Source organism: Acidobacteriota bacterium (assembly GCA_028874215.1).
Classification (GTDB): Bacteria; Acidobacteriota; UBA6911; order RPQK01; family JAJDTT01; genus JAJDTT01.
The window spans coordinates 120,054-137,314 of record JAPPLF010000101.1; the positions used below are offsets into that span (position 1 = coordinate 120,054).

Sequence of the window (17,261 nt, forward strand, 5' to 3'; positions counted from 1 at the left end):
TACACGTTTAGTTCGCCTTTAGTACCGCCATCGCCGGCGACACCGCCCGTATCGGTGGAGCATGCAAATGCGCCCCGTGCGACCGATGTCTTTCCCGGTGCCGCGCGGGCCCGCGACTTCCGGTGTCCCCTGGAGGAATTCTCCCCGGGGTCCGGCGGTATGGCAGGTCCCACGCGGTTTCCATTCACGACGGTGGCGGATCAGTGAACCGTAAAAACTCAGGAAGGGAACAGGAAAGATGTACCGAAAGGGAATGGGAAAGATATTCCGAGCAATTTTGACATGTCTTGTGGCGGCCGTGGTGGCCGCCGGCGGCAGAACGCCGCTGCTGGCCAACGAAACCGGCACCGTGCGCGGAACGGTGACGCTGGAGGAGAACGGGGACTTCATCCGCGGCGCGGTGATCGTCGTCGTCGGCTCCGGCGCCTCCGCACTGACCGACAAACGGGGAAGGTTCAAGGTCGACGACGTGCCCGCCGGCGAGTACGAGGTCCTCGCGCAGCGGGAGCATCTGACCGCGGGCCGGCAGACAGTGATCGTCGAACCCGGCCGGACGGCGACGGCGAACTTCGTGCTGAGCCTCTCGCCCTTGCAGGAAGAGGTGACCGTGACGGCCTCGCCGGGCGGAACCGAGACGGCGCTGGAGGCGTTCAACGCAGTGTCGACGGCCCATGCGTTCGATGTCATCCGGGAGTCGGCCGGCGATCTTGCCGTTGCGCTCGAGCGCGAACCCGGCATCGCGGTCCGCAGCTTCGGACCTGGAGCGAACAGGCCGATCATCCGCGGGTTCGATGGTGACCGGGTGCTGATCCTGAAGGACGGGATTCGTACCGGCGACCTGTCGGGCGAGTCGGCTGACCATGGCGTCGCGGTCGATCCCTACGGCGCAGAGCGAATCGAAATCGTGCGCGGGCCGGCGACATTGTTGTACGGCTCGAACGCGGTCGGAGGGCTCGTCAACGTGATCTCGCCGCACGCAAGCTATCGCGAGTCGCTCTTCGATGGCACGCGGTCGCAGTTTGGCGCCGATCTGGGAAGTGCAAACGGGCAGGCAGGCGCCAACTTCGGACTGCAGCACGCGCGGAACGGCGTCCATTTCTGGGCCGGCGGCAGCCAGCGGCGCACCGGCGATTACGGAAGCCCCGCGGGGACCGTCGAGAACTCCGCAACCGAGTCAAGAAACGCGCGGGCCGGTGTCGGCTGGTCGGGCGACCGGCTCTTCGCCAGCGCCGGCGTGACGCTGAACGACGGCCGCTATGGAGTGCCTGTCGCCGGCGAACTCCACTCTCACCACGGCCACGGAGAGGAGCACGGCGGGCACGAGGACGACCACCACGAGGAGGAGTCCGGCGGACACGAGGACAACGAACACGGGGAGACCGATATCGCGCTCGACTGGCAGCGTCGCGGGCTGCACGTCGACTTCGGTTTCCAGAATCTCGCCAACCCCGTCGTCGAGGGGGTGCAACTCAGCCTGAACCTCATCGACTGGAACCACAACGAACTGGAGATCGAGGGCGGCAGCGAACGCGTCGGCACCGTTTACGAAAACCGCACGTTTATCGCCCGCGCCGACGTTTTCCAGCGGCAGACAGGCCGTCTGTCGGGGAGGTTCGGCGCTTGGGCCCGGGTACGTGACTTTGAGGCCGCAGGCTTCGAGGCGCTGGCGCCGCGGACCGATCTGGGGTCGTTCGCGGCCTTCGCCTACCAAGAGCTGAGCCTGGGGCGATTTCGCCTGCAGTTCGGCGGTCGGATCGATCGGGACAGCTACCAGGTGGCGGAGCGAACCGGCGGCCATGCGCATGACGACGAGCATGGCGAAGAGCACGACGACGAGCACGGTGACGAGCACGACGACGAGCATGGCGAAGAGCACGACGACGAGCACGGCGACGAGGACCACGACGACCACGGTGACGAGCACGACGACGAGCACCCTCCGGTCGTGGCGCCCGACCCGCGTGACCGCGATTTCGTGGGGGCGTCGGCGTCGGTCGGACTTCATACGCGACTCGGCGGCGGCAACACCCTGGTCGCCAACCTGACCCGTTCACACCGCGCTCCGGCCATCGAGGAGATGTACAACTTCGGCCCCCACGTCGGCACCCTCTCCTTCGACATCGGCAACCCGGATCTCGACCCCGAGTCCACCCTCGGCCTCGACGTGAGCCTGAGGCACCGGAGAGATCGCGTCCGTGGCGAACTGAACTTCTTCGTGTACGACATCGGAAACTTCATCTTCGGAAACCGTAGCGGCGAAGTGATCGACAACCTGCCGGTGTTCGACGTCCTGCAGGGCGACAGCCGCTTCGTCGGATTCGACGCGAAGGGCAGCATCCGGTTCGCCGGAAGGGCCTGGGCCACGCTTGGCCTCGGGCGCGTCGACGCGAATCTGACGGGAACCGGCGAAGCGCTGCCGCGTATTCCGCCCTTTCGCGGCACGTTGAGCTTCGACTTGCCGTATCGCGGATTCACCCTGAATCCGCGGTTTGTGTTCACGGCCAGGCAGGGCGATGTCTACCGCGGGGAGACCCCAACGGACGGCTACACCCTGGTCGATCTGCGGGGGTCATATATCTGGCCACGGGAGCGCACGGCTCACATCGTGTCGTTCACGGTCAGCAACGTGACCAACAAGCTGTATCGGAACCACACGTCGTTCATCAAGGATCGGATTACGGAGATGGGCCGCGGGGTCAGGGTGAGCTACGGGTTGCGATTCCACTAGCACTGGTCTCCCAATCCCGTTTCCTCACATCCGCCCATGGGAGTTCGGGAGGGGGGCGCCCCCCAACCGGCCCCGCCAGCAACTCCTGGCCACGAACCTCCGGCACCAGGGTCTCCACGCACTGAATCGCACCGCCCGAAGGGAGCGTCTGCACGATTCCGCTGGGCCAGGTGACGCGGACTTCCAGGATGGATGAATGTTCCGCCAACCCGAAGTGGCAGCGCACGTCGTTGGAGGAGAGGTAGCTGGAGACCCGGGAGACACGGGCGAACTGACGCTCTCCCGAGTCCAGCGTGATCCGGATCTCTGCGCCGATCCCTTCGGAGTTCGAGCGGCGGCCCTTCAAGCGGAAGCTGATCCAATTGGCGCCAGTGGTTTCGTTGCGGAGTATCTGCACCCGCCGGTCCATGTTGACAACCACCAGGTCCAGGTCGCCGTCGTTGTCCAGGTCTCCGAAGGCGGCTCCCCGGCCGGCATGGGGGTCTCCAAAGGGACGGCCGCTTCCGGGCGAAAAGTCAATGAAGACATCGTCCGAGTTCCTGAGCAGCAGGGGCGGCTGGAGGTAGCTCAGTGTCGAATTGGTGGACTCGATGGTGTCCATGACGTGCCCCTGAGCGACGAAAATGTCCTTCCGGCCGTCGTTGTCGGCGTCGAAGAAGAAGGTTCCCCAGCCCGAGTAAGGCCGGGTGGCCACGGCCACGCCGGAGCGTTTCGAAACGTAGTCGAAGGCCTGTCCCGAGAGATTGCGAAACAGGGCGTAGGTCTCCAGCGAGAGGGTCGTGATCAGTACGTCTGGCCAGCCGTCCCGGTCGTAGTCCTGGAAGTCGATGCCCATCCCGGCGAAGGTGTTTCCGTCTTCGTCGAAAGCCAGTCCCTTGAGCAGCGCTTCCTCCCGAAAGGAGCTGTTCCCCTGATTCAGGAAGAGTGATTGCGGCACCCCGTCGTTGGCCACGACGATGTCCGGCCGGCCGTCGCGGTCGAAGTCGTTGAAGGCGGCGCCCAGACCCTTGCTCGGATGGTTTCCGATGCCGCTGCTCCGCGTCACGTCGGTAAAGGTCCCGTCGCCGTCGTTCCGATAGAGCAGGTTGGAAATGGCGGGAAAGCGCTGGGGGTCGCAGTACGCGCGCAGCTCGGAACGGCCGCAGAAGATGTCGTCGAAGTCCCACTGCACGTAGCGGCAGACGAACAGGTCCAGGTCGCCGTCGCCGTCGTAGTCGAAGAATCCGGCGCTGCTGGACCAGCCGCCGCCGCTGACGCCGGCGGTCCCGGTCACCTCGCGGAAGGTCCCGCCGCCCTGGTTGCGAAAGAGCTGGTTCGAGGGGTAGTTGGTGACGTAAAGATCGGGACGGCCATCGTTATCGTAGTCCCCCACCGCGACACCCATGGAATAGCCGCGTCCGCTGACTCCGGCCTCTTCAGTGGCATCGCTGAATCTCCCGCTTCCGTTGTTTCTGTAGAGCCGGTTCCAGTAGTCGGGCGTGGACTTTTCCGGAGTCGATCCCGGGACCATGCCGGCGGTCAGCCTGGCCCCGTTCAGCAGGTAGATGTCCAGGAGCCCGTCCCCATCGTAATCCAGCAGCGCGACTCCCGAACCCATGGTCTCCAACAGGAACTTTTTGGGAGTGCCGGATGCACGGTGAACAAACGGGACTCCGGCGCTCTCCGAAACGTCGACGAACATCGGCCAGCCGGGAGAAGAGCCCTCTCCGGCGAGGAGGGGATTTCCTGCGCTGGTGAACAGGATCAGGATCGCGAGTGTCCAGGTGCGGACCAGTAACATGGGAAGCTCGCTTTCGCCGGTCCCCCGGCGGACCCGGCCGTCGCCATGATAACCGGACCCGGATTTCCCGGCGTCCGGTGGGATGGACCGCGCCCCCGTAGTAGACTGGCCCGGACCGCCACGTTAAAGGATGCCAGACCTTTCGGTTCGTCAAGTCTCTTCCTTTTTGATTCTGGCCGGACTCCTGCTCTGGCCGGGGCAGCGCGCCCTCCCTTCCCCGCCGCCCCCGAGTGACCGCTTGGACGAGGCCCGCACGGCGCTGGCACGGGGAGACTTTTCCCAGGCTCGATCGGTTCTCGAACACCTGCTGACACAGGAGCCGGAGAACGCCGGCGCGCTCATTCTGCTGGGGAAGACCCTGGTCGAGTCCGGTCGGCACGGCGAAGCAGCCGGTCCCTTGGAGAACGCTCTGAAACGGGTCCCCGACTCTGGTGAGGCTCTTTTCTGGATCTGGCGGGCCAAGCAGAAGACCGGCCCTCCCGAGGAGTCGGACCCCTATTTCTTCAGGGCCCTGAAAGGGGCGGCCACGGACCCCGTCCTGTATGAACTGGCGGAGGAGGCGTACGGGAGAGGCCTCTACCAGGAAGCGATCCAGGCTCTCCGCCGGATTCAGGACCCGGACCGACTGGACCAGCCGCACGCCCCCCTGCTGGCAGCTTGTCTCCACGCGAGAGGCGACGTCAAGGGCGCCTTGGACGTTCTGGAGCAAGCCGTGGCGAGAGACTCCAGCGGTCAGACCCACTTCTCTCTCGGGTACTACTTGTTCCAGGCGGGACGGATCGAGGAGGCCGCGAAGCATCTTCGACGAAGCCTCGACCTGGTTCCCACTTCAGCCAACTCCAGGTTCTACCTGGCCAAGATCCGCGAGAGCGAAGGAGATTTGGGGAAGGCGGAAGAGATTTATCGCGAGATCGTGGACCTGCGCCCAAATCATTCCCATGCTCATGCAGCCCTGGGCCGCCTGGCTCTGAAGGACGGCAGGTTCCAGGAAGCGGAAGAACTGTTGCAGCACAGCATTCGTCTTGACCCGGATTACCGCCAGGCCCACTACACCCTGGGCCTCTTGTACAACCGGACAGGAGAGACTGAGAAGGCACGAGTGGAACTTCAAAAATCGGAGGAACTGCGGCAGGCCGAGGCGAGACCCGCGGACAGCCTGCTGATTCGAGATACCGGCTCCGACGAGATGCGGCGCCTGGACTCGGACAATCCCGTCTTCCAGACGTTTCGTCGAGGGGTCGAATCCCACAAACGGGGGGACCACGCCGAAGCGGAAGCGGCTTACCTCGAGGTCGTCCGGGTAGCGCCCGGTTTCGCGGAAGCACAGATGAATCTGGGACTGCTTCTGCATGATGGGAATCGATTGGAGGCAGCGATCGCACGGCTTCGGACCGCCATCCGCCTGGACCCCAGACTGCCGACGGCCCACTTTTTCCTGGGCATGGACCTCTATCTCACGTCTCAATTCGAAGGCGCGCTGTCCTCGCTGCAAAAGGCAAGGGAGCTGGCCCCCGGCACGCCTCAGTTGAACTACTGGCTGGGACTCACTCTGCTGGCGTTGGGCCGGTACCAGGAGGCTGCCAAGGAGCTGGAGAGCCATCTCCGCCAGGCTCCGAAAGACACTCCGGACGCGAACCGGGCTCTTCTTCTCGCGTACGCCCAACTCCCCGATCCGGACGCGCTCTGGCGGCGGGCACAGCTCCTGGCCGGAATGAGAGGAGGGAAATCGCGGGCGCACCAGATTGCCGCGCGAGCCTATTTGGACGCGGGCCGCCGGAAGGATGCCGTGATCCACCTGAAAGAGGTGGTGCGGCTGGAGCGATCCTCGGCGACGGCGATGCAGGCCCTCGCCGTCCTGGTGGACGCGTACCGTCAACTGGGCATGTCTCCGGAGGCCGAAGCCGCTCGGGAGGCCCTGGCCGCAATGAAAAAACGAAGCGGCAAGTAAGGACACTTCATGCTATTCGCATTAGGAACTCCCCATTCTCCGGGGTCTCCCGGCCGGTCCCTTGTCCGGAGGCTTCCGGTCCGCTGGTGGATCGTGGGGATGCTGTTCATGGGCGGCATCGTCAACTACCTGGACCGCATCACCCTGTCCATCGTGGCTCCCCTGGTCCGGGATGAATTCGGCTTGAGCGCCAGCGACTACGCGCTGGTGGTGAACGTCTTCCTGGTCGCGTACACCTTTTCCTACGGCTTCGGCGGCAAGCTGGCCGACTTCCTGGGAACGCGGGTCAGCTACTACCTGACCGTCACCTGGTGGTCCATCGCCGCCTGCCTCCACAGCCTGACCCAGGGTCTCTACTCCCTCTGCGCCTACCGTTTTCTGTTGGGCCTGGGTGAAGCCGGGTTCTTCCCCACCGGCGTCAAGGCCATTTCGGAGTGGTTCCACCCCCGCGACCGGGGCAAGCCCGTGAGCATCATGCTGTTGGGTCTGGGCATCGGTGCGCTACTGGGTCCGCCGGTGATCAGTTGGCTCACCTTGAATGTCGGGTGGCGCGCCATGTTCCTGATCACCGGACTGCTGGGATTCCTGCTGCTGTTGCCGTGGACCTTCATCTACCGCAAACCGGAAGAACATCCACGGCTGACGGAAGAGGAGCAGGAATATCTCCGGGAATCGGCCAAGGCGGTCCAGGACGACACCGGTGAAAGGATGAGGGTCCGGGACTTCCTGCGCTATCGAGGGGTCTGGACGGTGCTGGGAGCGCGCTCGCTGGCCGACGGGACCTGGTACTTCTACCTCTTCTGGATGCCCGAGTACCTGATGCGGGAGCGCGGATTCAGCATGGAGATGATCGGCGGGCTGCTCTGGATCCCGTTCCTGGCCAACGACCTGGGTCTGCTGCTGGGCGGTTGGATTTCCACCTCTCTGATCCGGCGCGGCCTGGGAATCCCGAAGACCCGGAAGGTCTGCATGTTGGGAGGCACCTTGTTGGTACCGCTGGGGATCCTGGTCAACACGGTTACCAATCCCTACCTGATCATCTTGCTGATGTGCGTCGTCTTCATGGCCTTCGCCATCTGGTCGGTGAACGTCCAGACCGTGGCCACCGACCTGACGGAGGCCCATTCGGTGGGCACCTTGTTCGGCATGGCGGGATGCGCCGGCACCATCGGCGCCGTCGTCGTCCAGAGCCTGATTGGCCGTTTCATCGATATGGAGCTCTACAGCCTCGTGTTCTGGCTGATCGGAACGCTTCCGCTGGCGGCGGCCCTGCTCATGCTGACGGTGCCGATCCGGAAGTTGAAGCATCCGGGTGGGAGCGTTTCCGGAAACGCCGGGTCAGTCTATCCGCGAGAAACAAACGACATCGAATGACTTTCGAATTACCGAGGACACGAACCATGCGTCGAGACCAGGAAAATCAATCTCTGTTCTCAGGCCTCTGGCCCGATCCCCGACTCATCCGAGAGCTGAAAGCTGTTTCCAAGATCTTCGACGGTGACACCGCGATCTTGGATCTGGTTTCGAAGGATCTGTGTGACACCGCCAATTCAGGCCAGTGGGCTCCAAGTCTGTCCGCCGAGCAGGTGCTGCGCGTGGCTATCCTAAAGAGCTGGCATCATCTTTCCTACACCGACTTGGCGTTTCACTTGATTGACTCTCAGAGCTTTCGCCGCTTCGCCTGTCTGCCCAGGCACGAAACCCTCAGTGCTTCCCGCCTGCGGGAGAACATCGGGCGCATCCAGCCCGCCACTTGGCAGCGGATCAACCGGCTCCTGGACCAGCGAGCCGCCCGCCAAGGACTGGAACGGGTGCGCAAGCGTCAAGCCGACGCCACGACCGTGGAAAGCCCCACTGACTATCCGCCGGATTCCCAGTTGTCGTCCGATCCGGCTCAAGCCGTCACCCAGACGCTTCTCCGGTTGGCCCGACAACGTATGACCAACTCTCGAAATCGCCGACGTTGAGCAAAGCGGCGTTGTACGAACATGTGAAATAGCCGAAGCGGGCGTCCCCAGCGAGCGTACCGGGAACTGTTGAAAGTCGCTCGGACGCGTCGCTGAGAAAGCGAGAAGGGGACAGTCAGGTTTTTGGGTTTTTGTGGTTCTTCGCTTCAACCCAGGCTGGATCAACGACCATACTTGCCTCCTCTGTTTCAGCCATTGTTCTTTAAATGCAGTGATCACCCACGGCCCCTTGGAAAACCATATTTCGTTAACTCTAGGTTGACAAATAGCAATCTATTTCGATAGATTGTCAACTATGAGTTTACACGGGAGGCGTGAACGGAATGTTTGGAAGACGACTTCGGCTCGCCCGTAAGCGAGCTGGCCTTTCCATGCGGTCGCTTGCCGAGCGGATGGACCCCAAGATCACCGCGCAGGCCATCAGCAAGTACGAAGCGGGCAAGATGATGCCCTCTTCGGCGGTTCTGGTCGGCCTCGCCAGGACACTCGATGTCTCGCTGGATTTTCTCATGAGCGCGCAGGTCGAGGCGCTCGACGGGCTTGAGTTCCGTAAACGCTTCAGCACCCCGGCTCGCGATCGCGCCAGGGCCGAGGCCGTCCTGATCGACAACCTCGAGCGATATCTGACCATCGAGGAAGTTCTCGGCATACCGTCCACGGGCGACTCTTTCGGGGACCTCTGCAACGACAGCGTCTCCAGCGAAGATCAGATCGACGACAAAGCCGATGAACTTCGCAAGGCGTGGGACCTCGGCATGGATCCGCTGCCCAGCCTCTGTGCTCTCCTGGAGGAAAAGGGGATCAAGGTAGTCGAAGTCGACCTCCCTGAGCGTATCAACGGCTTGGCGTGCCGCGTCATGAGAGGCGGCAGGCCCGTCGCCGAGGCGATAGCGGTATCCAAGCGGACGAACGTGGAGCGAAAACGCTTCACCCTGGCCCACGAACTCGCACACAGGATCATCCGCTCCACCAGAAACACCGCCATCAAGCTGGAGGCGGCAATGAACCGATTCGCAGGGGCCTTCCTTGTCCCGGGCCGACATCTCCTCGAGGAAGCGGGGGGGAACCGTCACCGTGTCACCTCCTACGAGATTATCGACCTCAAGCACACATACGGCGTCTCCGCGGCGGCCATGTTGGTCCGCCTCGGTCAAGTCGGGATCCTGCGTCCTGCTGCGGTCGAACGCGCATTTAGAACCTTCGCCCGATCCTGGCGGAAAAAAGAACCAGAACCTATTCTCCCCGATCAAGGATTCGCGGCGTTTGAGAAGCCCCAACGCTTCAAGCGACTTGTCTGGCGCGCCGTCGGTGAAGAGCTGATCTCGCCGGTCCGTGCGGCTGCTCTTCTCAACGAGTCCCTCGATACGGTCGAGCGGCAGATCAGCGGTCCAGCTATCCAGTGACGTGTGTCATTGGCAATGACGCTTCGTGCCTGATCGACCTCCGAAAAGGGGGGTTGCTGGAAGTCCTCTCCAAACTGCCGTACCGACTCGTGGTCCCATTGCCCGTCCGCGCGTCGGAAGTCCTCGACTTCTCCCAACGGCAATGGAAGCGCCTCGACGAACACGGCATGATCACCCATGACCTGACACCCGCCGAGATAGAGCATGCCTTCGCACTCAGGGAGCAGCACCGTGCACTTTCTGCAAACGACTGCTTCTGTCTTGTTACCGCACTGGCTAACCGAGGGATCTTGCTGACGGGCGACGGTCTGCTCCGCAGAGTCGCTACCGAGAAGGGGCTTCGCGTCCACGGCGTACTTTGGGTCGTTGACGAGTTGGCCATTGCCGGAGCCTGCGCCACATCCCTGCTGGTCGATGCCCTGCGAGTTTGGCAGAGCGACAGGTCGGTCTTCCTCCCTCAACACGAGGTCTCAAGACGACTTGATTCATTGGGAGGAAGGATGTCCGGGTTTCGAAGTTTCTCTCGGAAACCTTAGATGAGTCTCGATCCGAACACTCATACAAATCGGGAGGAGGCGTCTGACCCGGCACGAGATGCCGACCGCAGGTCACGGACGTGACTGTCCCCTTTTCAAGGCACTCAGGTGACACCCGATCCAGCCTGGCTTCTCAATAATTCTCAGACCTTCTGGTTGTTCACCGTCGGGGATCAAAATCTGCACGCAAAATGAAAGCACTTTAGCCATTTCATTCCCTTCCCAAAAGCCTGTGAAATCGTCAACTTGGATATCTCAGTGCGCGATGCAAGGGCGCAATGAGAAGAAGGGGCTCACTGAGACAGAAGGGGACAGTCGCGATTCAATTGGTCCTCAGTATGATCGCATCAATGTCGCAGTGCGTCGGGAATCCAATGTTTACCCAAAATGATGACCCCCCTGACTACTCCGTTACCGGAGAGAGCACTCCTGGCACTCTTGTCATCAGGAGGGAACCTTTTGTTCGACGCTAACATGCCACGGACTCCGTGTTCAAACAGGCAAGACTTCGTGGCCAAGCGGACCATGGAGGCCTTCGACGAGATGTGCTTGACGCGGGTCGGGCACATGGCACTGGATAGATTCCATGACATCCGAACATGCCAAGCCATGTACACGACCGTCCCCGACTCAGGTTCGTACGCTACCGCTCGGCGCTGAACTGCTCATGCTGACGGTGCCGAATCGGATGCTTCGCCATCCGGATGCCGATGACTCTCCCGAAAAGAAAGCCAGATAGGCGGACTGACGACCGGGCAATCCTCCTCATTCCTCGCACCGGTACAGCGGCTGCCAAGTGGGATTCTGATAGTATTGAATGTAATTGAACCTCGCCCGAGCGAACTGAGAAACCAGGAGAGAGACCATGCCAAGAGTCCTCTCGCTTCTTGCCATTCTTTTCTTGATCACCGTCCCTCGACTGATCGGCGAACAAGAATTTCCATCCGAGCAGGACCGGTGCCAGGGAAAGCCCCCAAGGTCGTCGTGCTGGATGGAGTTGTCCAACCAGCCGGGATGCTACGTTTGGATCTCACACCTCATCCCGGATGAAGCCAGGACCTGGTCGGGAGGGTGTGACGGAGACGTGGCCCAAGGACCAGGTTACCTGAAGTGGTTCTCCGGCAGTGGCCACATGATCCTGGAATCATTCGGACGCTTCGAACAAGGAAAACAGCACGGCAACTGGTTCGGCTTCGATTCGAACGGAAACGCCCATGAAGGCCCCTTCGTTGAGGGTCGGCGCCATGGGAACTGGGTCTTTCGCGGCACGGACGACAACCTATCAGGCGGCCCATTTGTGGAAGATCGACAACACGGCCAGTGGGTCGAACGCCTTCCGGACGGGAGCGTCCATGAAGGCCCCCGTGTCCATGGGAAGAAGCATGGGCACTGGGTCGAACGTTGGATGGACGGCAGGGGGGTTCATGAGGGCCCGTACGTCGATAGCAAGCGGAACGGACACTGGGTTGAGCACTGGGACGACGGGAGCATCCAGGAAGGTCCTTATGTCAACGGGCAACACCACGGGCGCTGGGTTCTCCGGTTCCCTGACGGTCAAGTCCAGGAAGGCTCCTTTTTTGAGGGGAAGATGCACGGGCGCTGGATCCATCGCGACGAGGACGGCAACCAGGAAGCGGTCACCTTCAACAACGGGGAGCAAGTGGGCTGAGGTTCCTGGCGGGGCACGACCCGGCCACTCCTTAAGATCGCTGTCCCTACCGCCGCGCGCGATCGGATGCCCACTTGAGAAGAGGCCCGAGACCGTCCACAGGCCCTTGGTGGCCGAATGCAATTTGCTGCACGTCGTCCGCTCTGCGTTCCAGGCGGCGCGCCAAGGCAGCAAGGGATTCCTCGTTCGACTCTGCATCCTCGGAGAAGAGCCAATTCGCCTGGACCGAACCGTCATACGCCGCAGCAGCGCTGTCCCCCACGAACAGAACGCCATACACCAGGTAGGCGGCGCTGCCCGGTGTGTGGCCCGGTATCGCGAATACCTCAACCGACGTGCCAGATGCCTTGACCACGTCGCCGTCCGCCAGCCCTTGGACGGTGCGTGAACGCGCGCGGCGAATGGCCTTTGCATCGGCCTCGATGGCGTAGACCTCGGCATCGGGGAACGACGGGAGTCCGCCCATGTGGTCTCCGTGAGCGTGGGTCACGAAGATGAACCTCACGTCCCGGGCCTGGGCGCCTCGGCGCTGCAGGACGGTCCGGATTGCGAGGGCTTCCGAATCCATTCCGGCGTCCACGAGGGCGTAGCCGCCGTTCTCCAGGGTGATCAGGTACGACCCGATGGCCACCGGACCCAGTTCTTCCACCACCGCCTCGACGCGGCCGCCGCCCAAGATTGTCCCGTGGTCGAGAGGCAAGGCGCCGAAGCGGAACACGGCGAGAACGGCCGCTACCAGGACAACTGCCAGAAGGACTACACCAGCCAGCGCGGCAAGTGCCCACCTTCGGAACCGTGACGTTTCGCGTCCCATCGGTAGCTGATCGTAACGCGTCCCTGTCTGAATCCCCAACTTCAGGTCCGGACGCAGCTGTTCTGGTTCGTCGAGGTGAATTCGGGGCGGCGACTACGAAAAAAGTTAACGACTCCCCAGGTTCGAACGTCATATAAGTAAGTCCGAAAGGAGGCAGGAATGTGGATGTTGCAAAACACACTTGTACCGCTTGGCGTCTTTGCCATGGTGGTGCTCATCCTTTGGTTCAGCCATGTGACTCGAAGGAGAGCGCAGGAGCAACGGGCGGAAATAATCCGCCGGATGATCGACAAGTTCTCCACGGGCGAAGCCTTCGCCCAGGCGATCCAGGCACCCGCGGGATCAAAGCTCGCCAGCGCGCTTGCGTTGGAGAGGGAAAAACCGTCCAAGAAATGGAAGGGACTGTTCGTCCCGGCTTCGATTCTGACGTTCATGGGCATCGGATTCTTTGTCCTGGCACTTGTGGTGGACGACGATCTCCTGATCCCTGCCGTCATCATAGGGGCGGTCGGTGTTGCCCTTGCGGTGTCCACCTACGTCATGTGGCGCACGGAAGAGCGTGACGATAATGGTAGCGGCGACGCCGAGACTTACGGGCGTTGAGACATGCGCGTATCCGCAGACGTGGGCAGCCTTTAGCGCGTGCCGCCGCACAAGTCTGGGAGTGATGGAGCAGTCCGGATCGAAGGACGATGCGTTCAGACGTTTCTACGATGCCACGGCAGCAGCGATCCGCGCTTATCTTCTCCGGCATTGCAGCGATCGGGACTCGGTCGACGACCTGTTCCAGATCACCTACGTCAAGTTTCTGGCGAGCCGCATGGCCAAGACTCCGGACGCGCCCGCGGCGCGAGCGTACCTGTACCGGATCGCGTCGAACGCTATCGCGGACCACGGTCGCGGTTTGCAGAAGCGCAACAGGCTGGAGGGACCGGAACGCCAAGTCATGGCAACCAGGCCCACTGCGAACATTGCCGATGTTCTCGCCCTGCGCGAGGGGCTCCGAACGTTGTCAATGCGCGAGCAGCAGATGCTCTGGTTGCTGTACGCGGAGGGGTTCTCCCACAAGGAGGTCGCCAGGATCATGAGTCTCAACAGGCGAAGCGTGCGGGTCCTGGCGTTTCGGGCCAGGAGAAAGCTTTCGGAGTACCTGACCCGCTCTGACCCAACTGCCAGGGGAGCGAACTCATGACTGAGCCTTGGGCACGGCGCGACGAAGATCTCGAGGCTCTTCTTCGGGCGACCTTCGAAACCGAGATCGCGGTGCAACGCGATCGGGTCCCCAGCCGGGAATTCATCCTGCTGATGGCAAGAATCGGTGAGTACAACCGGAGACAGTCGAAGCTGGCAACGATTCAAACCTGGTCGGAAATTCTAATGGTCGTCACTGTCGCGGCTCTCATGACCTTCTGGTGGACCGACGCAACTTCCGGTCTGGAGGCCATCCGGCCGCTTGCCCAGACGAGCGTGTCTTGGTCGCAGATGCTGGGTCTCGCCGCGGGCTTCCTCACCGTCCTGTTGTTTTGGACTCAGGTCTCGATTCGTGACAGTTGACGCTTGTCGTGTGACGTCGTCCGGTTGGAGAGCCGCGTCCAAAGCAAATCAGAAGCCGAGCTGGGAGTTACGAACATGATTTCCAATCACCACTCACGTCCGGGTGTGTCACTGGGTCTTCTCCTCCTGCTGTCAGCGGCTGCGTGCTGGCAGGCAGCGGGTTTCGAGCAGACCGACGTTTCTGAGTACACTTATCCTGCAACCGCCCTCCGGAACCTCTCACTGGAAAACAGAAACGGGCGCATTCACCTGCAAGCTTGGGACAGGCGTGAGATTCAGTTGAAGGTGACCAAGAGGGTCAAGGGGTGGCGGAACGAAGAGAACAAGGGGATCCTGAAAGAAATCAAAGTCGAACGGATTCACGAGGGAGAGACCTTGACGATCCGTACCGTTTGGCCCAATCACTGGAGTTGGTGGGGCCGTTCCGCATCTGTCCAATATGAAATCAAGCTGCCGCGCAGGATGAACGTGGAGACGACGTCTTCCAATGGGCGGGTTTACGCGTCCGGTCTGGAGGGAAAGCAGCGCTATTCCACCACCAACGGTAGGATTCAGGTCCAGGGAGGCAAGGGTTCCTTGGAGGCTGAAACCGTGAATGGCGCTATCGAAATTGACGGCGCCAGCGGTGTTCTCGAAGCTCAGACGAAGAACGGCTCGATTCGTATTCAGAATATCCGAGGACGCCTTCAGGCCAAGACGAAGAATGGAAGGGTCCGAGCGAGTTTTTCCGCCTCGCCGGACGGTGAGGTGGCGTTGAATACCAAGAACGGCTCGGTTCGTCTGACCTTGCCGTCCCAGACCCATGCGGATGTAGTCGCACGGACTGCCAACGGATCCATTGCAACCGATTTTCCGCTTACGGTTCAGGGCGAAATCGGGAAGAAATTGGAAGGCCAACTCGGAGGGGGCGGACCGCCCATAAGACTTTCCACCGTCAACGGCAGCATTCGGATTTCCAAATTGGAGTGACTCCCAAAGAAGCCCGCCAAGCGGCCTCCGGTCGGCGATGTGGGCAAAGAGAGGCGTCAGCCACTGCTATTCGGCTCGATCGATCAGTTGCGTCAGGACGGCAAGGTGCCGTTTCAGGTGGGTCCGTCCGCGGGTGCTGATCCGGTACCAGGTAACCGGTCTCCGGTTGCGGTACGCCTTCTCCACATCCAGGTAGCCGGAATTCTCCAGCTTGCGGAGATGTGCTCCGAGGCTGCCGTCCGTCTCGCCCAGCACCTGCTTGAGGCGGGTAAACGACATGGCGTCGTACTTGGAGAGCAGGACGCAGATGGCCAGACGCACGCGGTGCTCCAGGAGCCCATTGAGCAGTTCCAGCTCATCCAGTTTGGGTAGGTCCGGGTCAGCCGGCAGTTTCACTTTTCGGCGCTCCCAGGAAGGCTGCGGTCACGAGGGCGATGGCAAGCACCACTCCGGTGGCGGTCCAGCCGTAGTTCGGCACCCAGACGGTGACCAGGTACCCGGCGGCTATCAAGACTCCAATCGGCAACAATCGCCGTTCCAAATGCAGCCCGAATTGGAAATAGGTCAGTGCCAGAAGCAGCACCCACAGGGATCCGAAACCACGCCATGTGAGGTGATCTGCGAAAACCAGCGCTAAACCAAGCCAGCCGGCCACCATGAACGACAGCCAGTGCAGGCTGGCACGAATTCCTGCGTCACGGCTGGTGGCGCCCGCGTCCCGGTCGGCCTTGGCGCCGAGCCACATCGAAAGGGCCGTTCCGATCGGTCCAGCGAAGAGCCAGTAGATGCTGATCCACTTCTTGTCGTCTACGAAGTCGACCAGCGCGAAACCAAATAGCCCGATCACCGCCCACAGCAGATAGATGGCGGGAACATGCGCCCCCTTCGACCGTTCGGCGACGGCGCGGACATATGCGAGGTCTTCCTTGATTTGCGTGTTGTCGGCCATGGATTCCTCCTCAGTCCAGGGTCATCAAGTAACTCTGTAATGCAGAGTTACTCTACATTACAGAGTTTATGTGGGCTCTGTCAATCTTTTTCTTGATTCTTGCCGGCGACGATCAGATCAGGCCTGGAATCAGGGATTTCCGGCTGGCCGGGTAGTTGGAGAATCGCTCCCGGTACCACTGATGGTGGCTGCGCGCTCTCGGGATCAAGTTTGCTGCGGTGTATACGAAGAAGGCCAGTCCAGCCGGCGACCATGTGGCAAGCGCCCAGCCCGCCCACTCTACGATCTCTCCGAGGTAGTTCGGACACGAAACGTAGCGGAAGGCGCCACCCCGGGGAACCGCGTATCCGGCTTCTTCGGGTTTGCGCAATTGTACGAGGATGCCGTCAGAGTGGACGTTCAGGGCCAGACCGGCAAAGAACAACACCAGACCGCCCAGGAATCTCGGGTCTCCCAGCCATTCGGACCCATATTGGCCGAACTCCGATATGAACCGAGCGTTGACGTACGCGTTGATCGAGTTGAAAACGAAGCCGCAGGCCATCACCAGAAGAGGCATTTTCTTCCCCGCGGTCCGAATGCGCAGAGGATAGACAAACGTCCGGTTGAGATAGTGACACTGCCAGACTCCGAGAAGAACCAGCGGAACTGTCTGGTATGCGGCTGATCCCGAGAGAAAAACGCACAGGAAGAGAGCTGACGACGGAAGCTCCATGAGGACCCAACTGGCCCGGTTCGAAATGTGCGGGCCCCAGCCCTTCCCGGAGTAGTGCCGGCCGTAGGGAGCAGCCAGGACCAACAGGCTCGAAAAGGTCACGACAGCGATCAGGAAAATCGCCCAGACCAGTCCGCTGTGGAATTGTACTTCTGTCATGGTCCCGAACGGGAGGCTCTTCGAACCAGCGCCTTGTCGACCGTTGCAAAGCAGGCGACCAACCGGGTCG

At 61.6% G+C, this 17,261-nt stretch carries 15 protein-coding genes; 10 read left to right on the forward strand and 5 right to left on the reverse strand.

Annotated features, from left to right (window positions below):
* Positions 1-289: 289 nt before the first annotated feature.
* Positions 290-2,728, forward strand: coding sequence for a TonB-dependent receptor (locus OXT71_21190; protein MDE2928908.1), 2,439 nt, complete (start codon positions 290-292; stop codon positions 2,726-2,728).
* On the opposite strand, the gene OXT71_21195 is transcribed toward OXT71_21190, so the two are convergent.
* Positions 2,697-4,508: a CRTAC1 family protein gene (locus tag OXT71_21195; protein ID MDE2928909.1), complete on the reverse strand. Its 1,812-nt coding sequence runs from the start codon at positions 4,506-4,508 to the stop codon at positions 2,697-2,699. The two genes, OXT71_21190 and OXT71_21195, sit on opposite strands and share 32 nt — an antisense overlap.
* 130 nt (positions 4,509-4,638) lie before the next feature.
* Between OXT71_21195 and OXT71_21200 the strand changes: the two genes are divergently transcribed.
* The 5 genes from OXT71_21200 to OXT71_21220 all read left to right on the forward strand — a co-directional run bounded on the left by OXT71_21200 (position 4,639) and on the right by OXT71_21220 (position 12,031).
* Entirely contained in the window at positions 4,639-6,456 is a 1,818-nt protein-coding gene (locus OXT71_21200) for a tetratricopeptide repeat protein (protein MDE2928910.1), read from the forward strand.
* Positions 6,457-6,465: 9 nt separating this feature from the next.
* Positions 6,466-7,830: an MFS transporter gene (locus OXT71_21205; GenBank protein ID MDE2928911.1), complete on the forward strand. Its 1,365-nt coding sequence runs from the start codon at positions 6,466-6,468 to the stop codon at positions 7,828-7,830.
* Between the two features lie 26 nt (positions 7,831-7,856).
* Positions 7,857-8,423 carry a transposase gene (locus OXT71_21210; protein MDE2928912.1) on the forward strand — a complete coding sequence of 189 codons (567 nt, stop codon included), beginning with the start codon at positions 7,857-7,859 and terminating at the stop codon, positions 8,421-8,423.
* Positions 8,424-8,746: 323 nt separating this feature from the next.
* Entirely contained in the window at positions 8,747-9,826 is a 1,080-nt protein-coding gene (locus OXT71_21215) for an ImmA/IrrE family metallo-endopeptidase (GenBank protein MDE2928913.1), read from the forward strand.
* Between the two features lie 1,401 nt (positions 9,827-11,227).
* Positions 11,228-12,031, forward strand: a complete 804-nt coding sequence (locus tag OXT71_21220) for a hypothetical protein (GenBank protein ID MDE2928914.1) — start codon at positions 11,228-11,230, stop codon at positions 12,029-12,031.
* A gap of 46 nt (positions 12,032-12,077) precedes the next feature.
* On the opposite strand, the gene OXT71_21225 is transcribed toward OXT71_21220, so the two are convergent.
* Positions 12,078-12,845, reverse strand: coding sequence for an MBL fold metallo-hydrolase (locus OXT71_21225; protein ID MDE2928915.1), 768 nt, complete (start codon positions 12,843-12,845; stop codon positions 12,078-12,080).
* A 159-nt stretch (positions 12,846-13,004) separates the two neighbouring features.
* Here OXT71_21225 and OXT71_21230 point away from each other — a divergent pair, with 159 nt between their 5' ends.
* The 4 genes from OXT71_21230 (at position 13,005) to OXT71_21245 (ending at position 15,368) form a co-directional block, all read left to right on the forward strand.
* Positions 13,005-13,448, forward strand: a complete 444-nt coding sequence (locus OXT71_21230) for a hypothetical protein (protein ID MDE2928916.1) — start codon at positions 13,005-13,007, stop codon at positions 13,446-13,448.
* 64 nt (positions 13,449-13,512) lie between these two features.
* On the forward strand, positions 13,513-14,037 hold the full coding sequence (locus tag OXT71_21235; protein ID MDE2928917.1) for a sigma-70 family RNA polymerase sigma factor: 525 nt from the start codon (positions 13,513-13,515) through the stop codon (positions 14,035-14,037).
* Positions 14,034-14,399, forward strand: coding sequence for a hypothetical protein (locus OXT71_21240; GenBank protein ID MDE2928918.1), 366 nt, complete (start codon positions 14,034-14,036; stop codon positions 14,397-14,399). Before OXT71_21235 ends, OXT71_21240 begins: the two co-directional genes overlap by 4 nt.
* A 75-nt stretch (positions 14,400-14,474) precedes the next feature.
* Positions 14,475-15,368: a DUF4097 family beta strand repeat-containing protein gene (locus OXT71_21245; GenBank protein ID MDE2928919.1), complete on the forward strand. Its 894-nt coding sequence runs from the start codon at positions 14,475-14,477 to the stop codon at positions 15,366-15,368.
* 66 nt (positions 15,369-15,434) lie between these two features.
* Here OXT71_21245 and OXT71_21250 read toward each other — a convergent pair whose 3' ends face one another.
* The 3 genes from OXT71_21250 to OXT71_21260 form a co-directional block, all read right to left on the reverse strand.
* The gene (locus OXT71_21250; GenBank protein ID MDE2928920.1) at positions 15,435-15,764 is read right to left on the reverse strand and encodes a transcriptional regulator; all 330 of its coding nucleotides are present in this window, start codon (positions 15,762-15,764) and stop codon (positions 15,435-15,437) included.
* On the reverse strand, positions 15,748-16,317 hold the full coding sequence (locus OXT71_21255; protein MDE2928921.1) for a hypothetical protein: 570 nt from the start codon (positions 16,315-16,317) through the stop codon (positions 15,748-15,750). The genes OXT71_21250 and OXT71_21255 overlap by 17 nt, the downstream gene beginning before the upstream one ends.
* A 112-nt stretch (positions 16,318-16,429) precedes the next feature.
* On the reverse strand, positions 16,430-17,191 hold the full coding sequence (locus OXT71_21260) for a DUF1295 domain-containing protein (protein ID MDE2928922.1): 762 nt from the start codon (positions 17,189-17,191) through the stop codon (positions 16,430-16,432).
* Between the last annotated feature and the right edge of the window lie 70 nt (positions 17,192-17,261).